Raw genomic sequence first — 14,116 nt, 5'->3', positions numbered from 1 at the left:
TTAATGCCGTTCACTTAAAGTGAACGGTATTTTTTTGTCTAAAATTATTTTAATCAGAAAATTATTTATAGGGTTGTTTTAATAAGAAAATAATTTTTGCTCAGTGGTGTGGTTTATTTGCATGGTTATTAGATTGCTTTAATGCTAACAAGTCACAATGTAAGTTATTTAAAACATAATCAAGCGTGTGACCTTTAATTCTAGATAACCATCCTTGGTGTTCCCCATATCCCATAACCACAACATTGGCATTATATTTATTTGCTAAAGATGGAATAATATCATCGGCTAACCCTTCCTCAACGTGTAAATTTTCACCTTTAAAATGATAGGGTTTAACGAATGATGTCAGATGATCTAAATGATTTTTAGATTGTTTCATTGAGTTCATTGGCTGAAAGGAAACACTGCAACTTTCTAAATAACAATTAAACAAATGAATATCACTCATTAATAGTTTTGCTAAATCAGATGATTTTTCAATAATTTCATTATTAAATGTTTTATGCGTTACGGTATTTTCCTCTGTTTCAATAGCCGCTAGTACATTGCCATTATTTAACCATTGATGGTCACCAACGAATAAAACTGACGTATCTGAAACACGTAATAAATGCGTATACTCTGCTTGTTCAAACGTCCAAAGGTGTGGTGCTTTTTTTAGGTTCTCTGCTACCACCAAGTCATACTGATTTTCCTTTAGTTGCTTTTTTAGCGTGATAAATTGATCGCGCTCCTCGCATATTTTATAGTTAATAGAAATACCTTCTAGTTCGGCAAGATGAATTAAGCTATTAATTTGCTCTTCATTGCCTAACTCAGTCGTTGTTTTATGATTAAGCCAGCGTTGATAGCGAGAAGGTTTTTCTTTTGTTGCTAAAACAGTGACGCGAGCGTGATTATTTTTAGCCAAAAGTATCGATTTTTTTAGTGAAATTAAATCGCTCGTTCTAGGTTTAACTAGCGTTAATATATTTGAGAAGCTATCCATGGAAGTGTCTCCAGTTACTTTAAAAGCAAATAATTAAATATAGTTTATTTATGAAAATAGGTTATGTAGCCACAAGACTTATTTAAACTTAAAAAGGAAGGATTTATAATAAAATAATCATAAAAAGTAGAACATATATACAGATTTTAATTGTTGATTTTAGTTTATTGAAAATATTAGCGTTAATTGTAAAATTAATTATAAAGCGTAATTTTACTTAACTGATTTGATTTCAATTTATTTAACTTATCGACAATAGTGTAAAAATATAGGTACGGAAAATAGCATGCTGACTATAATTGTTGTTGCACTTGCAATATCTGTACAGTGTTATATCCTGCTAGCTATTGGTATTAAATAAAATGGATAAATCTCGATGCAAGATCATGACTCAAGCCCGCTCACCGATTACATTGAATACCCCGTTGAAGAAATGCGCTTGCGTTCTGAAAACTTCTACTTGGATATAAAACGTCGCCATAGCATTCGCAGCTTTAGCGATCGCCCTGTGTCTAAAGAGATTATAGAAAACTGTATAAAAGCGGCTGCAACGGCGCCAAGTGGTGCTAATCATCAACCTTGGCACTTTGTCGCTGTGCATAGTAGCGATATAAAAAAGAAAATTAGAGAACAGGCTGAATTTCATGAACGAGGCTTTTATGAAGGCCGAGCCGGTGAAGAGTGGCTAGGTGCTTTAAAAGCGCTCGGCACAGATGCTAATAAACCTTACTTAGAAAATGCACCATGGCTTATCGCCATATTCAGCCAAAAGAAAGGTGGCATAAGTTCAACAGAGAAAAACACTAACTATTATGTTCATGAATCTGTTGGGATCGCGACGGGCTTTTTAATTAATGCCTTACATACCTCTGGTTTAGTGACGCTAACCCATACACCAAAACCTATGTCTTTTTTAAGTAAAGTGTGTGGACGTCCAGAAAATGATCGCGCTTATATGTTACTTATTACCGGCTATCCAAGCGAAGATGCTACTGTGCCTGAGCATGCTTTAGTTAAAAAACCACTGAATGAAATTGCGACTTTTTTGTAGTCCTTATTTTAAAAGCCCGAGGTACTCTCATTACTATATCTGCCAGAAATAAAGCGTTTAGACTAACGAAAGAAATAGCTGAACCCTTAGATTTAACCAAGCACTTACCGTTTAGAGTCGCAGTTGTTAGCAATTTACTCGCTTTAAATCGTGACTGGAAAATTCGTGAACTCTGTGATCTAGAACCCAGAGAAATGCGCGTTCTATTAAATATTGGCTCATACATGCCGATTAAATCAGCGGACATTGCTTATCAATCTCGTATTGATTCTTATAATGTTAGTCGTGCAGTAAAAGCATTAGATAAAAAAGGTTTAATCGACATTCGTCGAGATGAAAAAAGTAAAAACATTAAAATTTTAGCCCTAAATGACCAAGGTAAGGCATTATATCAACAGCTTACTACCGCGATGGAGTTGCGTTCAAAAGAGCTTGAAAGTGTTTTAACCGCTGATGAAACTAGTGCTTTTTATAATACGCTCAGTAAAATTGAAGATAAAGTTGAACAATTACTAGCGAAACAAGCGCTCACTAAAATAGCACAAGGTGAAGATGCTCCTGGCGATCAAAAAGAATTAATTCGTTGGTACAAAAAAGGGCGAAGTGGTGATGTGGGTTAAATAGCGCTGATGTAAAATTTTTACCCGTTCAACATAAATTTCAGTTTCAGGGAAAGGGGGCACGCCGTTATACCTTTTAACAGCACCTTCGCCTGCGTTATAGGCCGCTGAAACTAACGTAATATTACCACCGTACTTTCTTATTAAACGTGCTAAATGTTTACTGCCTGCGCTAATATTTTGTTTAGCATCGAATGAATTCCTAACGCCTAACGCTTTAGCTGTTGCCGGCATTAACTGCATGAGCCCTTGTGCGCCAGTTTTAGACAAAGCCTGTGGGTCAAAGTGTGATTCGGCATGAATGACCGCAAGAATAAGGGCAGGGTCTATTTTATAAAGTTTTGCTTGTTGATTAATGGTTGTTCTGAAATGATCAATAAATAAGCGCGTGTTATGCCAGTTAACCATAGCGTTAAGTTTACAGGCAAAGCAACCTATGCTGACCTGTTGATAACTTGAGGTACTAGGGGGAATATCAGAAAAAGAGCTGATGCCTTTTTCTGATTGATATTGGTAAACTCTCACACTATCTTCTGCAATGACATGATGAGTGAAGCACATAAATAGGAACAATAAGCCGCAAGATAATTTCAATAAAACGCTCTAGATTGAAGTAACAATAATACTGAGTATAGCGCTTATTTTTGTACTAACTTCGCTTGCTGTTTTAGCGCTTTTTTCTCAGCTCTGCGGCGTTTAAAAAAAGCAGACAGTAATTGGCTACACTGTTCTGCCATTATGCCACAAGACAGCACAATTTGATGATTATGCTTTTCATCAGACAATAAATTAAAGGCACTACCTGCAGCGCCTGTTTTTAAGTCTGGTGTCGCGTACACCACGCGTTTAATTCGGCTATGTACCAATAAACCAGCACACATTGGGCAAGGCTCCAATGTTACATAGAGCGTACAGTCGAGCAGACGGTAGTTTTGTAAAGCTAAGCCAGCTCGGCGTATCGCAACCATTTCAGCGTGGGCTGATGGGTCGTTAAGTGTAATCGATTGATTGTAGCCTTCACTTATCACTTGATTATTAGCGACAACCACAGCACCAACGGGGATTTCGTTAATCGTTTCTGCTTGTTGGGCAAGCTCAAAAGCTCGTTGCATAAACACTTGGTCTAATGCTTGTTGTGCTTCACTATCCATCACTATAAAAACATCTCGAGTAAGTCATTTAAATAGCGATGACCTAATTTACTGACTTGCCAAGTGCAATCAGTGTTTTCTTGCATCAATTGTTTTTGTTTAGCGACTTGCAATGTTGGCAAGACAGTTTCAATTGATAAGCCTGTTCTTTGTTGATATTCCGTTAAACTAAAACGTTCATGTAAGCGCAGTCTGTTCATCATATATTCAAAAGGTAATTCTTGTGCACTAACTTCAACTAAATGATCTAAGTGTGGACGACTCTCGTCTAAGTAACCTTTAGGGTGTTTTACTTTGATGGTACGGAAAATTTTACCATTAAGTGGGTCTGTTATTTTGCCATGCGAGCCACAGCCAATGCCCAGATAATCACCAAACTGCCAGTAATTGATATTATGCTGACATTCAAAGCCGGGTTTACTGTAAGCCGAGATTTCGTATTGCTGATAACCCGCAGCAGCTAATAAGGCGATACCTTGATCTTGAATATCCCAAAGTACTTCGTCTTCCGGCAATTTAGGCGGGCGAGAATGAAAAGCGGTATTGGGTTCTATTGTTAACTGATACCAAGATAAATGGGTTGGATTCAGTGAAATAGCGGTGGTTAAATCATCAAGGGCGTTAGCAATGTTTTGCTGCGGTAAGCCATGCATCAAGTCAAGATTAAAAGTTTTTATACCACAAGAATAGGCTAATTCGGCTGCTTTTTTTGCTTGGTTACTGTCATGAATTCGACCTAATTTTATTAGTTTGTCAGATTCAAAACTTTGAACACCAATCGATAGTCTTGAAACACCCCCATTAAAGAAACCAATAAATTTTTCAGCTTCAACAGTGCCTGGGTTTGCTTCTAATGTTATTTCAATGTCATCTTTATGTTCGAAGCGCGCAAGCACTTGAGTTAATAAGCTTTCAATGGCCTGTGCAGAAAATAAGCTCGGTGTACCACCACCAATAAAAATAGTGTGTAATGGGCGATCACTTAGAGAGAACCTGGCGATATCTGCATCTAAATCATCAATAAGATGTTTTACATACTCTTCTTCTGGAACCGCTGATTTCAAAGCATGTGAGTTAAAATCACAATATGGGCATTTTTCAACACACCAAGGGATATGGATATATAAAGAAAGCGGGGGCGCTTGTAGCATTATTATTTAACACCAAAATGTTGTACAAGTTTAGCAAGTGCTTGGCCGCGGTGGCTTAAACTATTTTTTAAATCGCGAGGCAATTGTGCTGAGGTTTGTTGCTGTAGCTCTTGCCAAAAAATAGGATCATAACCAAAACCTTGTTCGCCCAATTTTTCATGGGTAATTGTGCCTTCCCAAACGCCATGACAAATTATCGGCGTTGGATCGTGCTCGTGTTTCATATAAACCAGTACACAATGAAAACGAGCGGTACGTTGTTCATCAGGTATGTTCTGTAATGCTTTTAACAGTTTATCCGTATTGTCACTATCACTAGCGTTTTCACCCGCATAACGCGCCGAATAAACCCCTGGTGCGCCATTTAATGCATCAACCTCTAAACCAGAGTCGTCAGCAATTGCCGGTAAGCCCGTTATTTTAGCTGCATGACGCGCTTTAATAATGGCATTTTCAACAAAAGTAGTGCCTGTTTCTGCCACTTCACTGACATTAAATTCACTTTGGGGTTTTATTTCAATGCTATGTGCGGCTAATAAATGGCTGAGTTCTTTAACTTTACCTGGGTTGCCTGTGGCTAATACGATGGTTGACATTTTGTACCTTGAGCGTGTAGAAATGAAAAAATAAAATCAGGTAAACCTGATTTTATATATTAATTATTTGTGTGCAATTAGTGATTAATCAACATAAAATTTCTGTTTGAATTTAAGCTGGTGGGTTTCTTTGCCGTCACTAATGGTGATATCAAAGTAAAAGGTTTCTTCGTTGGTGTAATTAACTTGTGCTAAATAATAAATAGCATCACCTTCTTTTACTTCGTCAAATTCAAGGGTTTTGATTTGACCGATATCATTTCGAGCTTTTCCTTGAATAGTTACTGCTTTAGCTGGCGTTGACGGTTTAGTATCGTCTAAAACCGAAATATTAATTAAACCGTTAAAACGACTACGTTCAATATCATAAGCTTTTGCTACTTTTGGGGTTAAAAATGTGGCATTTATTGCCATATAATGAACTTGCATCGAACCCAATTTTTTCATGTTTTCAGCAAAAACGTTACTGACTAGGGTCAATGAAACTAAAATAATAAATAAACAGGTTTGAAAGATATTTTTCATAATGTGTTCCTTTTTGTTTTAATGATCCATACATTTAATAAGACAGGTTTTATAGCCAAATTATTACAAAACCTGTTTTATTGTTTCTACGTTATTATAGCATTGCCCAACCTGGAATGGCGCCAGATAGGAAAATATTAATTACGTTTAGTAATAAGAAAGCAATAAGTATAGATAAGTCTAAACCGCCAATGCTGGGTACAATACGTTTTATCGGTTTTAAAAACGGTTCAGTTAACTGCTGGAAGATAGCTTGCGTAGGGTTATAACCCTGAACTACCCAGCTCATTAATGCCATAACGAGCATTAACATAAATAGCAATACACCCGTTTGTTTAATTAAATAGATAAGACCTAAGTATAGCGCCGAAATAATATTGATATCTCCACCATTAAGTAATGGGATAAGAATAAACTTTAACGCTGCTACGGCAAAAGCTAATAACAATGTTGATACATCAATACCACCAAAACCAGGTATAACCCGGCGAAGCGGAATAACGGCTGGGTTGGTTACTTTTACAATAAACTGGCTTAACGGGTTATAAAAATCAGCACGGACCAATTGTAACCATACACGTAAAACTAACAACATTAATAATGCGTCAAAGGCAAAGCTCAGCAAATAATTAATGGCTTCCATCTACTTCTCCAAAACTTAATAATTAATAAAATTCAAACGGTATTAAACGTTATTTTGCGCCATTTCTTTAGCGCGATGCAATGCACTGTTCATTGCATTTGTTACTATTTTATCCAAACCATCATCTATAAAAGAATTAATAGCAGCATTGGTTGTACCACCTTTTGAGGTGACCTTAGCACGTAATTCGCTGATTGGAATATCGTTGTTAACCACCATTTGCGCAGCACCTAAAGCGGTTTGCTGCACTAATTCACGGCTTTCTTTTGCTGAAAAACCTAACGCTATCGCTTGTTTTTCCATTGCTTCCATAAACAAAAAGAAATAGGCAGGCGCCGAGCCAGAAACTGCAATAATATTGTCAATTTCATCTTCAGTGGCTAACCACTTGATAATACCCACCGAACTCATTAGTTCTTCGGCAACCTGTTTTTGTTGAGTATTAACATTTTCGTCGGCATATAAACCAGTAACACCTAAACCAATCTGCGAGGGGGTATTGGGCATAGTACGAATAATGCCACAAGGTTTGGCTAAGGCTTTTTGCATTTGTGCAACAGTGCAGCCAGCAGCAACGGAAATAAAGCACTTGTTGCTAATATCAATTTCTTGGCTGATTTTTTGGCAAACCTCAGCAATAAAGTGAGGTTTAACACCAAGTACAATAAAATCTGCAAAATTAGCTGCAACGATATTGTCTGCGGTTTCTTTAATACCGAGTTGCTCTTGTAAAGCCAGTCGCTTCTCAGGTGAAGGATTTGATACGATAATATCTTGAGCGGCAAAGCCTGTGTTTACTAAGCCAGAAATAATTGCGCCATTCATGTTACCAGCGCCAATAAAAGCAATTTTTGTCATGAAATACCTATGATAAATAAGAATGTGAATATTTTAACTATTGTAACGAATTATACTTAAAGAAAGTGAAATAGATTGTATCCGAATATAACTATTTATCTTCTCTAGCGCCAAAAATGGCTGAGCCAACTCTGACCATAGTCGAACCTTTAACAATGGCGTCACTCAAGTCTCCTGACATGCCCATCGATAAAGTATCCATACTAGGATGGTCTTTTTTTAATTGCGTATAAAGTTGCTTCATTTTTTCAAAACTTTCTTCAGAGGCATTTTTCTCAGGGATAGCCATTAAGCCGCGCAGGGTTAAATGTGGGCAATGCTCAATACAATCAACTAACGCTTTAATATCTTTAACGGCTATGCCAGACTTGCTTTCTTCGCCACTAATATTGACTTGTAAACAAACGTTGAGGGGAGTATCTTGGCTAGACCTATGATCATTAAGGCGTTTTGCTACTTTAATGCGGTCAACACTATGTACCCAAGCAAAGTTATCGGCAATTAATCGTGTTTTGTTTGACTGTATAGGACCAATAAAATGCCAAGTAATGTCGGACAAACTTTGTAATTCTGCTATTTTTTCAACGGCTTCTTGAATATAGTTTTCACCAAATTCTCGTTGGCCTGCTAAATAAGCTTGTTCGATCATGGCACTGGTTTTGGTTTTACTTACCGCGAGTAAGGTCACCTGTGAAGATGGACGTTTTGCTAGCTCGCAAGCATTAAAAATTTGCAGATTTATCTTAGCAAGATTATCTTTAATGGGTGTCATATTGTTTTGTGTCAATTTAGTTTCAACTTACTTTATATTATAAAAAATAATTATTAAGAGGTCTTTTTATGGATATTACCGAATTACTTGCCTTTAGTGTGGAAAATAATGCATCTGATCTACATTTATCTGCAGGCACTCCGCCTTCAATTCGTGTTGACGGTGACGTACGTAAACTCAATATCCCAGCATTTGACGAGAAAGATGTTAATGCTCTGGTCTATGATATTATGAATGATCGTCAACGGAAAGAGTATGAAGAAAATTTAGAAGTCGATTTCTCTTTTGAAGTGCCAAATTTAGCACGTTTTCGTGTCAATGCTTTTAATCAAAATCGTGGCCCTGCAGCAGTATTTCGTACTATTCCAAGCAAGATATTGTCCTTAGATGATTTAGGCTGTCCTGATATCTTTCGTGAAATTTCTGATATACCTCGAGGCTTAGTTTTAGTGACGGGTCCAACAGGCTCAGGTAAATCAACCACTTTAGCGGCTATGGTCGATTATATTAATAACAACAAACACGATCATATTCTTACCATTGAAGATCCTATTGAGTTTGTTCACGAAAACAAAAAATGTTTAATAAACCAACGTGAGGTCCATCGCGATACACTAAGTTTTGAAGCTGCTCTGCGCAGTGCTTTACGTGAAGACCCTGATGTTATTCTTGTTGGCGAAATGCGCGACTTAGAAACTATTCGTTTAGCGATGACAGCGGCAGAAACCGGTCACTTAGTTTTTGGTACTTTACATACAACCTCTGCACCAAAAACCATCGACCGTATCATTGATGTTTTCCCCGGTGAAGAGAAATCTATGGTGCGTTCAATGTTGTCAGAATCACTTCGTGCGGTTATTTCACAAACCTTGATTAAAAAAGTGGGTGGGGGTCGTGTTGCCGCTCATGAGATAATGTTAGGTGTTCCTGCTATAAGAAATTTAATTCGTGAAGACAAAATAGCGCAGATGTACAGTGCCATTCAAACTGGTATGTCTCATGGCATGCAAACCATGGATCAGTGCTTACAAGGTCTAGTGAATAGAGGCTTAATAACTAAGCAAGATGCGATGGAAAAAGCGGTTGATAAAAATCAATTTAGAGGTTTCTAAAGCCAGCTCAAACCATGGATGTCTATTGTCTACAAGGTCTAGTAAATAGAGGCTTAATAACTAAGCAAGATGCGATGGAAAAAGCGGTTGATAAAAATCAGTTTAGAGGTTTCTAATTTAGAGGTTTCTAAAGCCAGCTCAAACCATGGGTGTCTATTGCTTACAAGGTCTAGTGAATAGAGGCTTGATAACTAAGCAAGATGCGATGGAAAAAGCGGTTGATAAAAATCAATTTAGAGGTTTCTAATTTAGAGGTTTCTAAAGCCAGCTCAAACCATGGGTGTCTATTGTCTTCAAGGTCTAGTGAATAGAGGCTTGATAACTAAGCAAGATGCGATGGAAAAAGCGGTTGATAAAAATCAATTTAGAGGCTTCTAAAGCCAGCTCAAACCCTAGGTGTCTATTACTTCACATTACGGTTTAAAAGATAAGAGAAAAATCAATGAATTTTCATGACTTATTACAAAAGATGGTAAAAGAAGGTGCCTCTGATATGTTTGTTACCGCTAAGCTTGCGGTAAGCGCCAAAGTAAATGGCGAGTTACAAGCAATCGATGATCACCTTTTAACAAGCGATGAATCGTTAGCGCTTGTTCATAACGCAATGAACGATAAACAGAAAAAGCAATTTACTGAAGAAAAAGAATGTAACTTTGCCATTTCAATTGACGACATTGGCCGCTTCCGTATTTCAGCCTTTTGGCAACGCGATATGGCAGGTATGGTTGTCCGACGTATCGTCACAGAAATTCCTGATGCTGACGAACTCGGTTTACCGCCAATCTTAAAAGATGTAGTCATGTCAAAGCGCGGTTTAGTACTTTTTGTTGGTGGCACGGGTACGGGTAAATCAACATCAATGGCTTCATTGATTGGCTATCGTAATAAAAATTCGCGTGGCCATATTCTTACCATTGAAGACCCTGTTGAATTTGTTCATGAACATGCGCGTTGTATGGTAACGCAACGAGAGGTTGGCTTAGACACTGAAAGTTTCGATGCGGCCTTAAAAAGCTCATTACGCCAAGCACCCGATGTTATCTTAATTGGTGAGATCCGTAACCAAGAAACCATGGAACATGCGTTAAGCTTTGCTGAAACCGGGCACTTATGTATCGCAACCTTGCATGCAAATAATGCTAACCAAGCGATTGACCGTATTATGCATTTAGTGCCTGCGGATCAACATGGCAAGTTATTGTTTGATTTAGCGTTAAATTTACGCGGTATTATAGCTCAGCAACTGATCCCTACCTGCGACGGTAACGGGCGTGTTGCGGCGATTGAGATCTTACTTAACTCGCCTTATATCGCTGAACTTATTAAAAAAGGTGATATTGGTAGTATTAAAGAAGTGATGGAAAAGTCTAAAGAACTTGGCATGCAGACCTTTGATGGTGCTTTGTTTGAGTTGTATCAAAAAGGCTCAATAAACTATGCTGATGCATTGCATCATGCTGATTCACCTAATGATTTACGCTTGATGATTAAGTTGCGCAGTAATGAGCAAGGAGGCACAGGTGCATTAAGTGGCGTGACCATTGACGGTTTTGGCCCTAAAGATGTTTAGTTAACAGATACTTAAGAAACATTGCTAGGTGTTAAGCTAAGTTTCTTGAACAGTGTAACAATAGATAGTCAAACCACTTGAGGCATGAGCTTTATGTGGTTTGACTATATTGCTATTTTCTAGTCGTAAAGCGTTTCAAAATAGCTTTCAATAATTAATCTTGCTGACTCAGCATCAATATTATCCTTTTTTAAATTACGATAGCCTCCAGCGGCAAATAAACGTTCTTTGGCATCCGCTGTGGTTAAACGTTCATCTTGAAATTCTACCTTCAGGGCGAATTTATTCGATAAGCGGTTACCAAATTTTTTGGCATCAAGGGTTAATTGTTGCTCACTACCATCCATATTTAAGGGTAATCCCACTACTAAATAGTCAGGTTGCCATTCTTTAATAAATTTTGTTAATTCCATCTCATTAGGAATACCTTCTTTAGCTCTAATCGAGCCTAAAGGAGAGGCACTTCCGGTCATTTCTTGGCCAACAGCAACGCCAATATATTTTTTACCAAAATCAAAACCTAAAACGGTGCGTTGGCCGACATCTTTTGACACTTATTATTCCTCAATGTTGTTAAGCATGGCCAATATCCGTAGATAAATGAGCCATATCAATACCTAGTTTTTCTGTGGCTTTTTTCCAGCGCTGCTCAATCGGTGTATTAAAAACAATATCACCATCAGCAGGGGTTAAAAGCCAGGCGTTAGTTTTTATTTCTTCTTCTAATTGACCAGGCCCCCAACCAGCATAACCTAAGGTAACCATATATTTTTCAGGCGCACCTTCTGTCCCTAACGCCATTAAAATATCTTTAGAGGTGGTGATCATGACCTCTTTACTTAGCGATAATGATTGTTTCCAGCAATCTTGTGGGCTATGTAGAACAAAACCTCGGTCTTGAGAAACAGGACCTCCGGTTAGCACTTGTTGACCTAACTCAGGTGCTTGTTCTTTTTTAGCATCTATCTGGATGAGCAATTCGTTTAAAGTGACGTTAACGGGTAAGTTAATAATAAGACCCATAGCGCCTTCTTCATTGTGCTCACAAATATAAGTTACGGTTTTATTAAAATAGGCATCGTCTAATGCAGGCATTGCAATTAATAGTTGATTTTCTAAGCTTTCCATACCATCACCTTTTACACTTTAAGTTTTAAAAAAACTCTATGTATCATTGTTTTTATAGAGGTATGGTGATCGTTTATTTCAAAGGATCACCGCTAGTAGAGACTCATAACTTTAAATGGTAAAAAATATAACTAAAATGTTTATACTCTAGGACGAATATTTTCTTCTATTGCATCCATTAATTTTCCACTGATATTAATAGGATATGCAGCTTCAATTTCTCGGATACAGGTGGGACTGGTAACGTTAATTTCGGTAACTTTGTCACCAATAACATCTAACCCAACAAAGTATAGACCACGTTTCTTCAATTCTGGTGCAATAGTTTCAGCAATTAACCTATCGGTAGCACTAAGGGGTCTTGCTTCACCACGGCCACCGGCAGCTAGATTACCACGCGTTTCACCTTGTGCAGGGATACGTGCAAGGCAATAAGGCATAGGTTCACCATTAACAATAAGAATACGTTTATCACCATCTTTAATTTCAGGCATAAATTCTTGCACCATGGCGTACTGATTGCCGTGGTTGGTGAGTGTTTCTAATATAACACCAACATTAGCATCATTTTCTTTTATACGAAAAATTGACGCACCGCCCATGCCATCAAGTGGCTTGATAATAATGTCTTTTTCTTTTTGATGAAATTCACGAATTTTATCATTGTTACGTGTCACTAAGGTACGTGGTGTCAACTCTGCAAACCAAGCGGTGAAAAGTTTTTCGTTACAGTCACGTAAGCTTTGTGGTTTGTTTACAATTAATGTGCCTTCAACTTCTGCTCGCTCAAGCATGTAGGTTGCGTAGATAAATTCGGTATCAAAAGGAGGATCTTTACGCATTAAAACCGCGTCAAGTTCTGAAACAGCTATGTCGTTTACTTCGTCTAGTTCATACCAATGTTGAGGATCGTCAAAAACCTTCAATTTTTGTGCTGTGGCACGGCATTGTCCTTGGTCAAGGTATAAATCTTTCATTTCCATGTAATAAATTTCGTAACCGCGCTTTTGAGCTTCGAACATCATCGCCATAGATGAATCTTTCTTTACATTGACCTGTGAAATAGGGTCCATTACTACGCCAAGTTTAATTGTCATCTTTATTTCCTAATGTGTTCGTTACTAATTAATATCGCCAAAGCGGCATTGCAATGCGGTAATTGCCGTTAATGCTGCCGTTTCTGTTCTTAATATTCTTGGCCCTAATAAAACATCAACAAAAGAGGCTTGATTGGCTCGTTTAATTTCATCATCACTTAAACCGCCTTCTGGACCAATAAGTAAACGCACTCGCTGATTTGAGTCACTGATATTTTTTTCAGGCAAATTCATTATTGAGTATTGCGCTTTTGGGTGTAAATTTAGTTTTAATGAACCAGTTTGTTGAGTCAGCCATTCATCTAAATAAACAGCAGGCATAACAATAGGGACCGAACAACGGCCACTTTGTTCACAAGCACTGACCACTATTTTTTGCCATTGGTCTATTTTTTTCTGTAAGCGATCTCCGGTTAGCTTTACTCCGCAACGTTCGGTAAATAGCGGGGTAATGGTGTTAACACCCAGCTCAACCGATTTTTGTAAGGTAAAGTCCATTCGGTCGCCACGTGAAATACCTTGTCCTAAATGAATATTTAATGGTGATTCAACATTTTTTTCGTTGAATGACTTTATAACGACTTGGGCATTTTTTTTACTAACATCGGTTATTTCAGCTTGATAATCGCCAAGTACACCTTGGTTTAATTCGCCATTAAAAAGGGTTAAATCATCACCACTTTTTAAACGCAGAACTCTTATGGTATGGCCAAAGGCATCTTCACTTAAGGTGATAGTGTCGCCAACAGAAAATGATTGTTGCTGAAAAATTCTAGGATTGCTCATTTTTATTAATATTTTTTATTATCTTATCAAGAAATATAAGGGCGACTTGCCCATATTTCAATTAT

Annotated in this window: 17 protein-coding genes; 4 read left to right on the top strand and 13 right to left on the bottom strand. The window is 37.7% G+C overall.

What is annotated here, in order from left to right:
- Nucleotides 1-100: 100 nt before the first annotated feature.
- Entirely contained in the window at nucleotides 101-991 is an 891-nt protein-coding gene (locus tag A3Q34_RS04485) for a universal stress protein (RefSeq protein WP_070374264.1), read from the bottom strand.
- 376 nt (nucleotides 992-1,367) lie between these two features.
- Between A3Q34_RS04485 and A3Q34_RS04480 the strand changes: the two genes are divergently transcribed.
- The gene (locus A3Q34_RS04480; RefSeq protein ID WP_070374263.1) at nucleotides 1,368-2,042 is read left to right on the top strand and encodes a nitroreductase family protein; all 675 of its coding nucleotides are present in this window, start codon (nucleotides 1,368-1,370) and stop codon (nucleotides 2,040-2,042) included.
- A 5-nt stretch (nucleotides 2,043-2,047) separates the two neighbouring features.
- On the top strand, nucleotides 2,048-2,662 hold the full coding sequence (locus tag A3Q34_RS04475; RefSeq protein ID WP_083277894.1) for a MarR family winged helix-turn-helix transcriptional regulator: 615 nt from the start codon (nucleotides 2,048-2,050) through the stop codon (nucleotides 2,660-2,662).
- On the opposite strand, the gene A3Q34_RS04470 is transcribed toward A3Q34_RS04475, so the two are convergent.
- The 8 genes from A3Q34_RS04470 to A3Q34_RS04435 all read right to left on the bottom strand — a co-directional run bounded on the left by A3Q34_RS04470 (nucleotide 2,618) and on the right by A3Q34_RS04435 (nucleotide 8,358).
- Nucleotides 2,618-3,256 (bottom strand): lytic transglycosylase domain-containing protein, encoded by a 639-nt coding sequence (locus tag A3Q34_RS04470; protein ID WP_157470805.1) that lies wholly within the window; start codon nucleotides 3,254-3,256, stop codon nucleotides 2,618-2,620. The two genes, A3Q34_RS04475 and A3Q34_RS04470, sit on opposite strands and share 45 nt — an antisense overlap.
- Before the next feature lie 44 nt (nucleotides 3,257-3,300).
- Nucleotides 3,301-3,813 (bottom strand): tRNA adenosine(34) deaminase TadA, encoded by a 513-nt coding sequence (gene tadA, locus A3Q34_RS04465; protein ID WP_070374260.1) that lies wholly within the window; start codon nucleotides 3,811-3,813, stop codon nucleotides 3,301-3,303.
- 2 nt (nucleotides 3,814-3,815) lie between these two features.
- The gene (gene hemW / locus A3Q34_RS04460) at nucleotides 3,816-4,964 is read right to left on the bottom strand and encodes a radical SAM family heme chaperone HemW (protein WP_070374259.1); all 1,149 of its coding nucleotides are present in this window, start codon (nucleotides 4,962-4,964) and stop codon (nucleotides 3,816-3,818) included.
- Between the two features lie 2 nt (nucleotides 4,965-4,966).
- The gene (locus A3Q34_RS04455; protein WP_070374258.1) at nucleotides 4,967-5,560 is read right to left on the bottom strand and encodes an XTP/dITP diphosphatase; all 594 of its coding nucleotides are present in this window, start codon (nucleotides 5,558-5,560) and stop codon (nucleotides 4,967-4,969) included.
- A gap of 84 nt (nucleotides 5,561-5,644) precedes the next feature.
- On the bottom strand, nucleotides 5,645-6,085 hold the full coding sequence (locus tag A3Q34_RS04450; protein WP_070374257.1) for a DUF4426 domain-containing protein: 441 nt from the start codon (nucleotides 6,083-6,085) through the stop codon (nucleotides 5,645-5,647).
- A gap of 94 nt (nucleotides 6,086-6,179) precedes the next feature.
- Complete coding sequence (locus A3Q34_RS04445; protein WP_070374256.1) at nucleotides 6,180-6,728, bottom strand: YggT family protein; 549 nt, start codon at nucleotides 6,726-6,728, stop codon at nucleotides 6,180-6,182.
- 42 nt (nucleotides 6,729-6,770) lie between these two features.
- Nucleotides 6,771-7,586, bottom strand: coding sequence for a pyrroline-5-carboxylate reductase (gene proC / locus A3Q34_RS04440; RefSeq protein WP_070374255.1), 816 nt, complete (start codon nucleotides 7,584-7,586; stop codon nucleotides 6,771-6,773).
- Nucleotides 7,587-7,677: 91 nt separating this feature from the next.
- Entirely contained in the window at nucleotides 7,678-8,358 is a 681-nt protein-coding gene (locus A3Q34_RS04435) for a YggS family pyridoxal phosphate-dependent enzyme (protein ID WP_070374254.1), read from the bottom strand.
- Between the two features lie 68 nt (nucleotides 8,359-8,426).
- On the opposite strand from A3Q34_RS04435, the gene A3Q34_RS04430 reads away from it, so the two are divergent.
- Complete coding sequence (locus A3Q34_RS04430) at nucleotides 8,427-9,470, top strand: type IV pilus twitching motility protein PilT (RefSeq protein WP_070374253.1); 1,044 nt, start codon at nucleotides 8,427-8,429, stop codon at nucleotides 9,468-9,470.
- 442 nt (nucleotides 9,471-9,912) lie between these two features.
- Nucleotides 9,913-11,040 (top strand): PilT/PilU family type 4a pilus ATPase, encoded by a 1,128-nt coding sequence (locus A3Q34_RS04425; RefSeq protein ID WP_070374252.1) that lies wholly within the window; start codon nucleotides 9,913-9,915, stop codon nucleotides 11,038-11,040.
- Nucleotides 11,041-11,159: 119 nt separating this feature from the next.
- Here A3Q34_RS04425 and ruvX read toward each other — a convergent pair whose 3' ends face one another.
- The 4 genes from ruvX to rsmE form a co-directional block, all read right to left on the bottom strand.
- Nucleotides 11,160-11,594, bottom strand: a complete 435-nt coding sequence (gene ruvX / locus A3Q34_RS04420; protein ID WP_070374251.1) for a Holliday junction resolvase RuvX — start codon at nucleotides 11,592-11,594, stop codon at nucleotides 11,160-11,162.
- A 19-nt stretch (nucleotides 11,595-11,613) separates the two neighbouring features.
- Complete coding sequence (locus A3Q34_RS04415) at nucleotides 11,614-12,168, bottom strand: YqgE/AlgH family protein (protein ID WP_070374250.1); 555 nt, start codon at nucleotides 12,166-12,168, stop codon at nucleotides 11,614-11,616.
- A gap of 140 nt (nucleotides 12,169-12,308) precedes the next feature.
- Nucleotides 12,309-13,265, bottom strand: coding sequence for a glutathione synthase (gene gshB / locus A3Q34_RS04410; protein ID WP_070374249.1), 957 nt, complete (start codon nucleotides 13,263-13,265; stop codon nucleotides 12,309-12,311).
- A gap of 24 nt (nucleotides 13,266-13,289) precedes the next feature.
- Entirely contained in the window at nucleotides 13,290-14,051 is a 762-nt protein-coding gene (gene rsmE / locus A3Q34_RS04405; RefSeq protein ID WP_070374248.1) for a 16S rRNA (uracil(1498)-N(3))-methyltransferase, read from the bottom strand.
- Between the last annotated feature and the right edge of the window lie 65 nt (nucleotides 14,052-14,116).

Origin of the sequence: Colwellia sp. PAMC 20917, from assembly GCF_001767295.1 — a bacterium.
Lineage (GTDB): Bacteria > Pseudomonadota > Gammaproteobacteria > Enterobacterales > Alteromonadaceae > Colwellia_A.
This window is presented reverse-complemented; position numbering and strand designations above follow the sequence as displayed.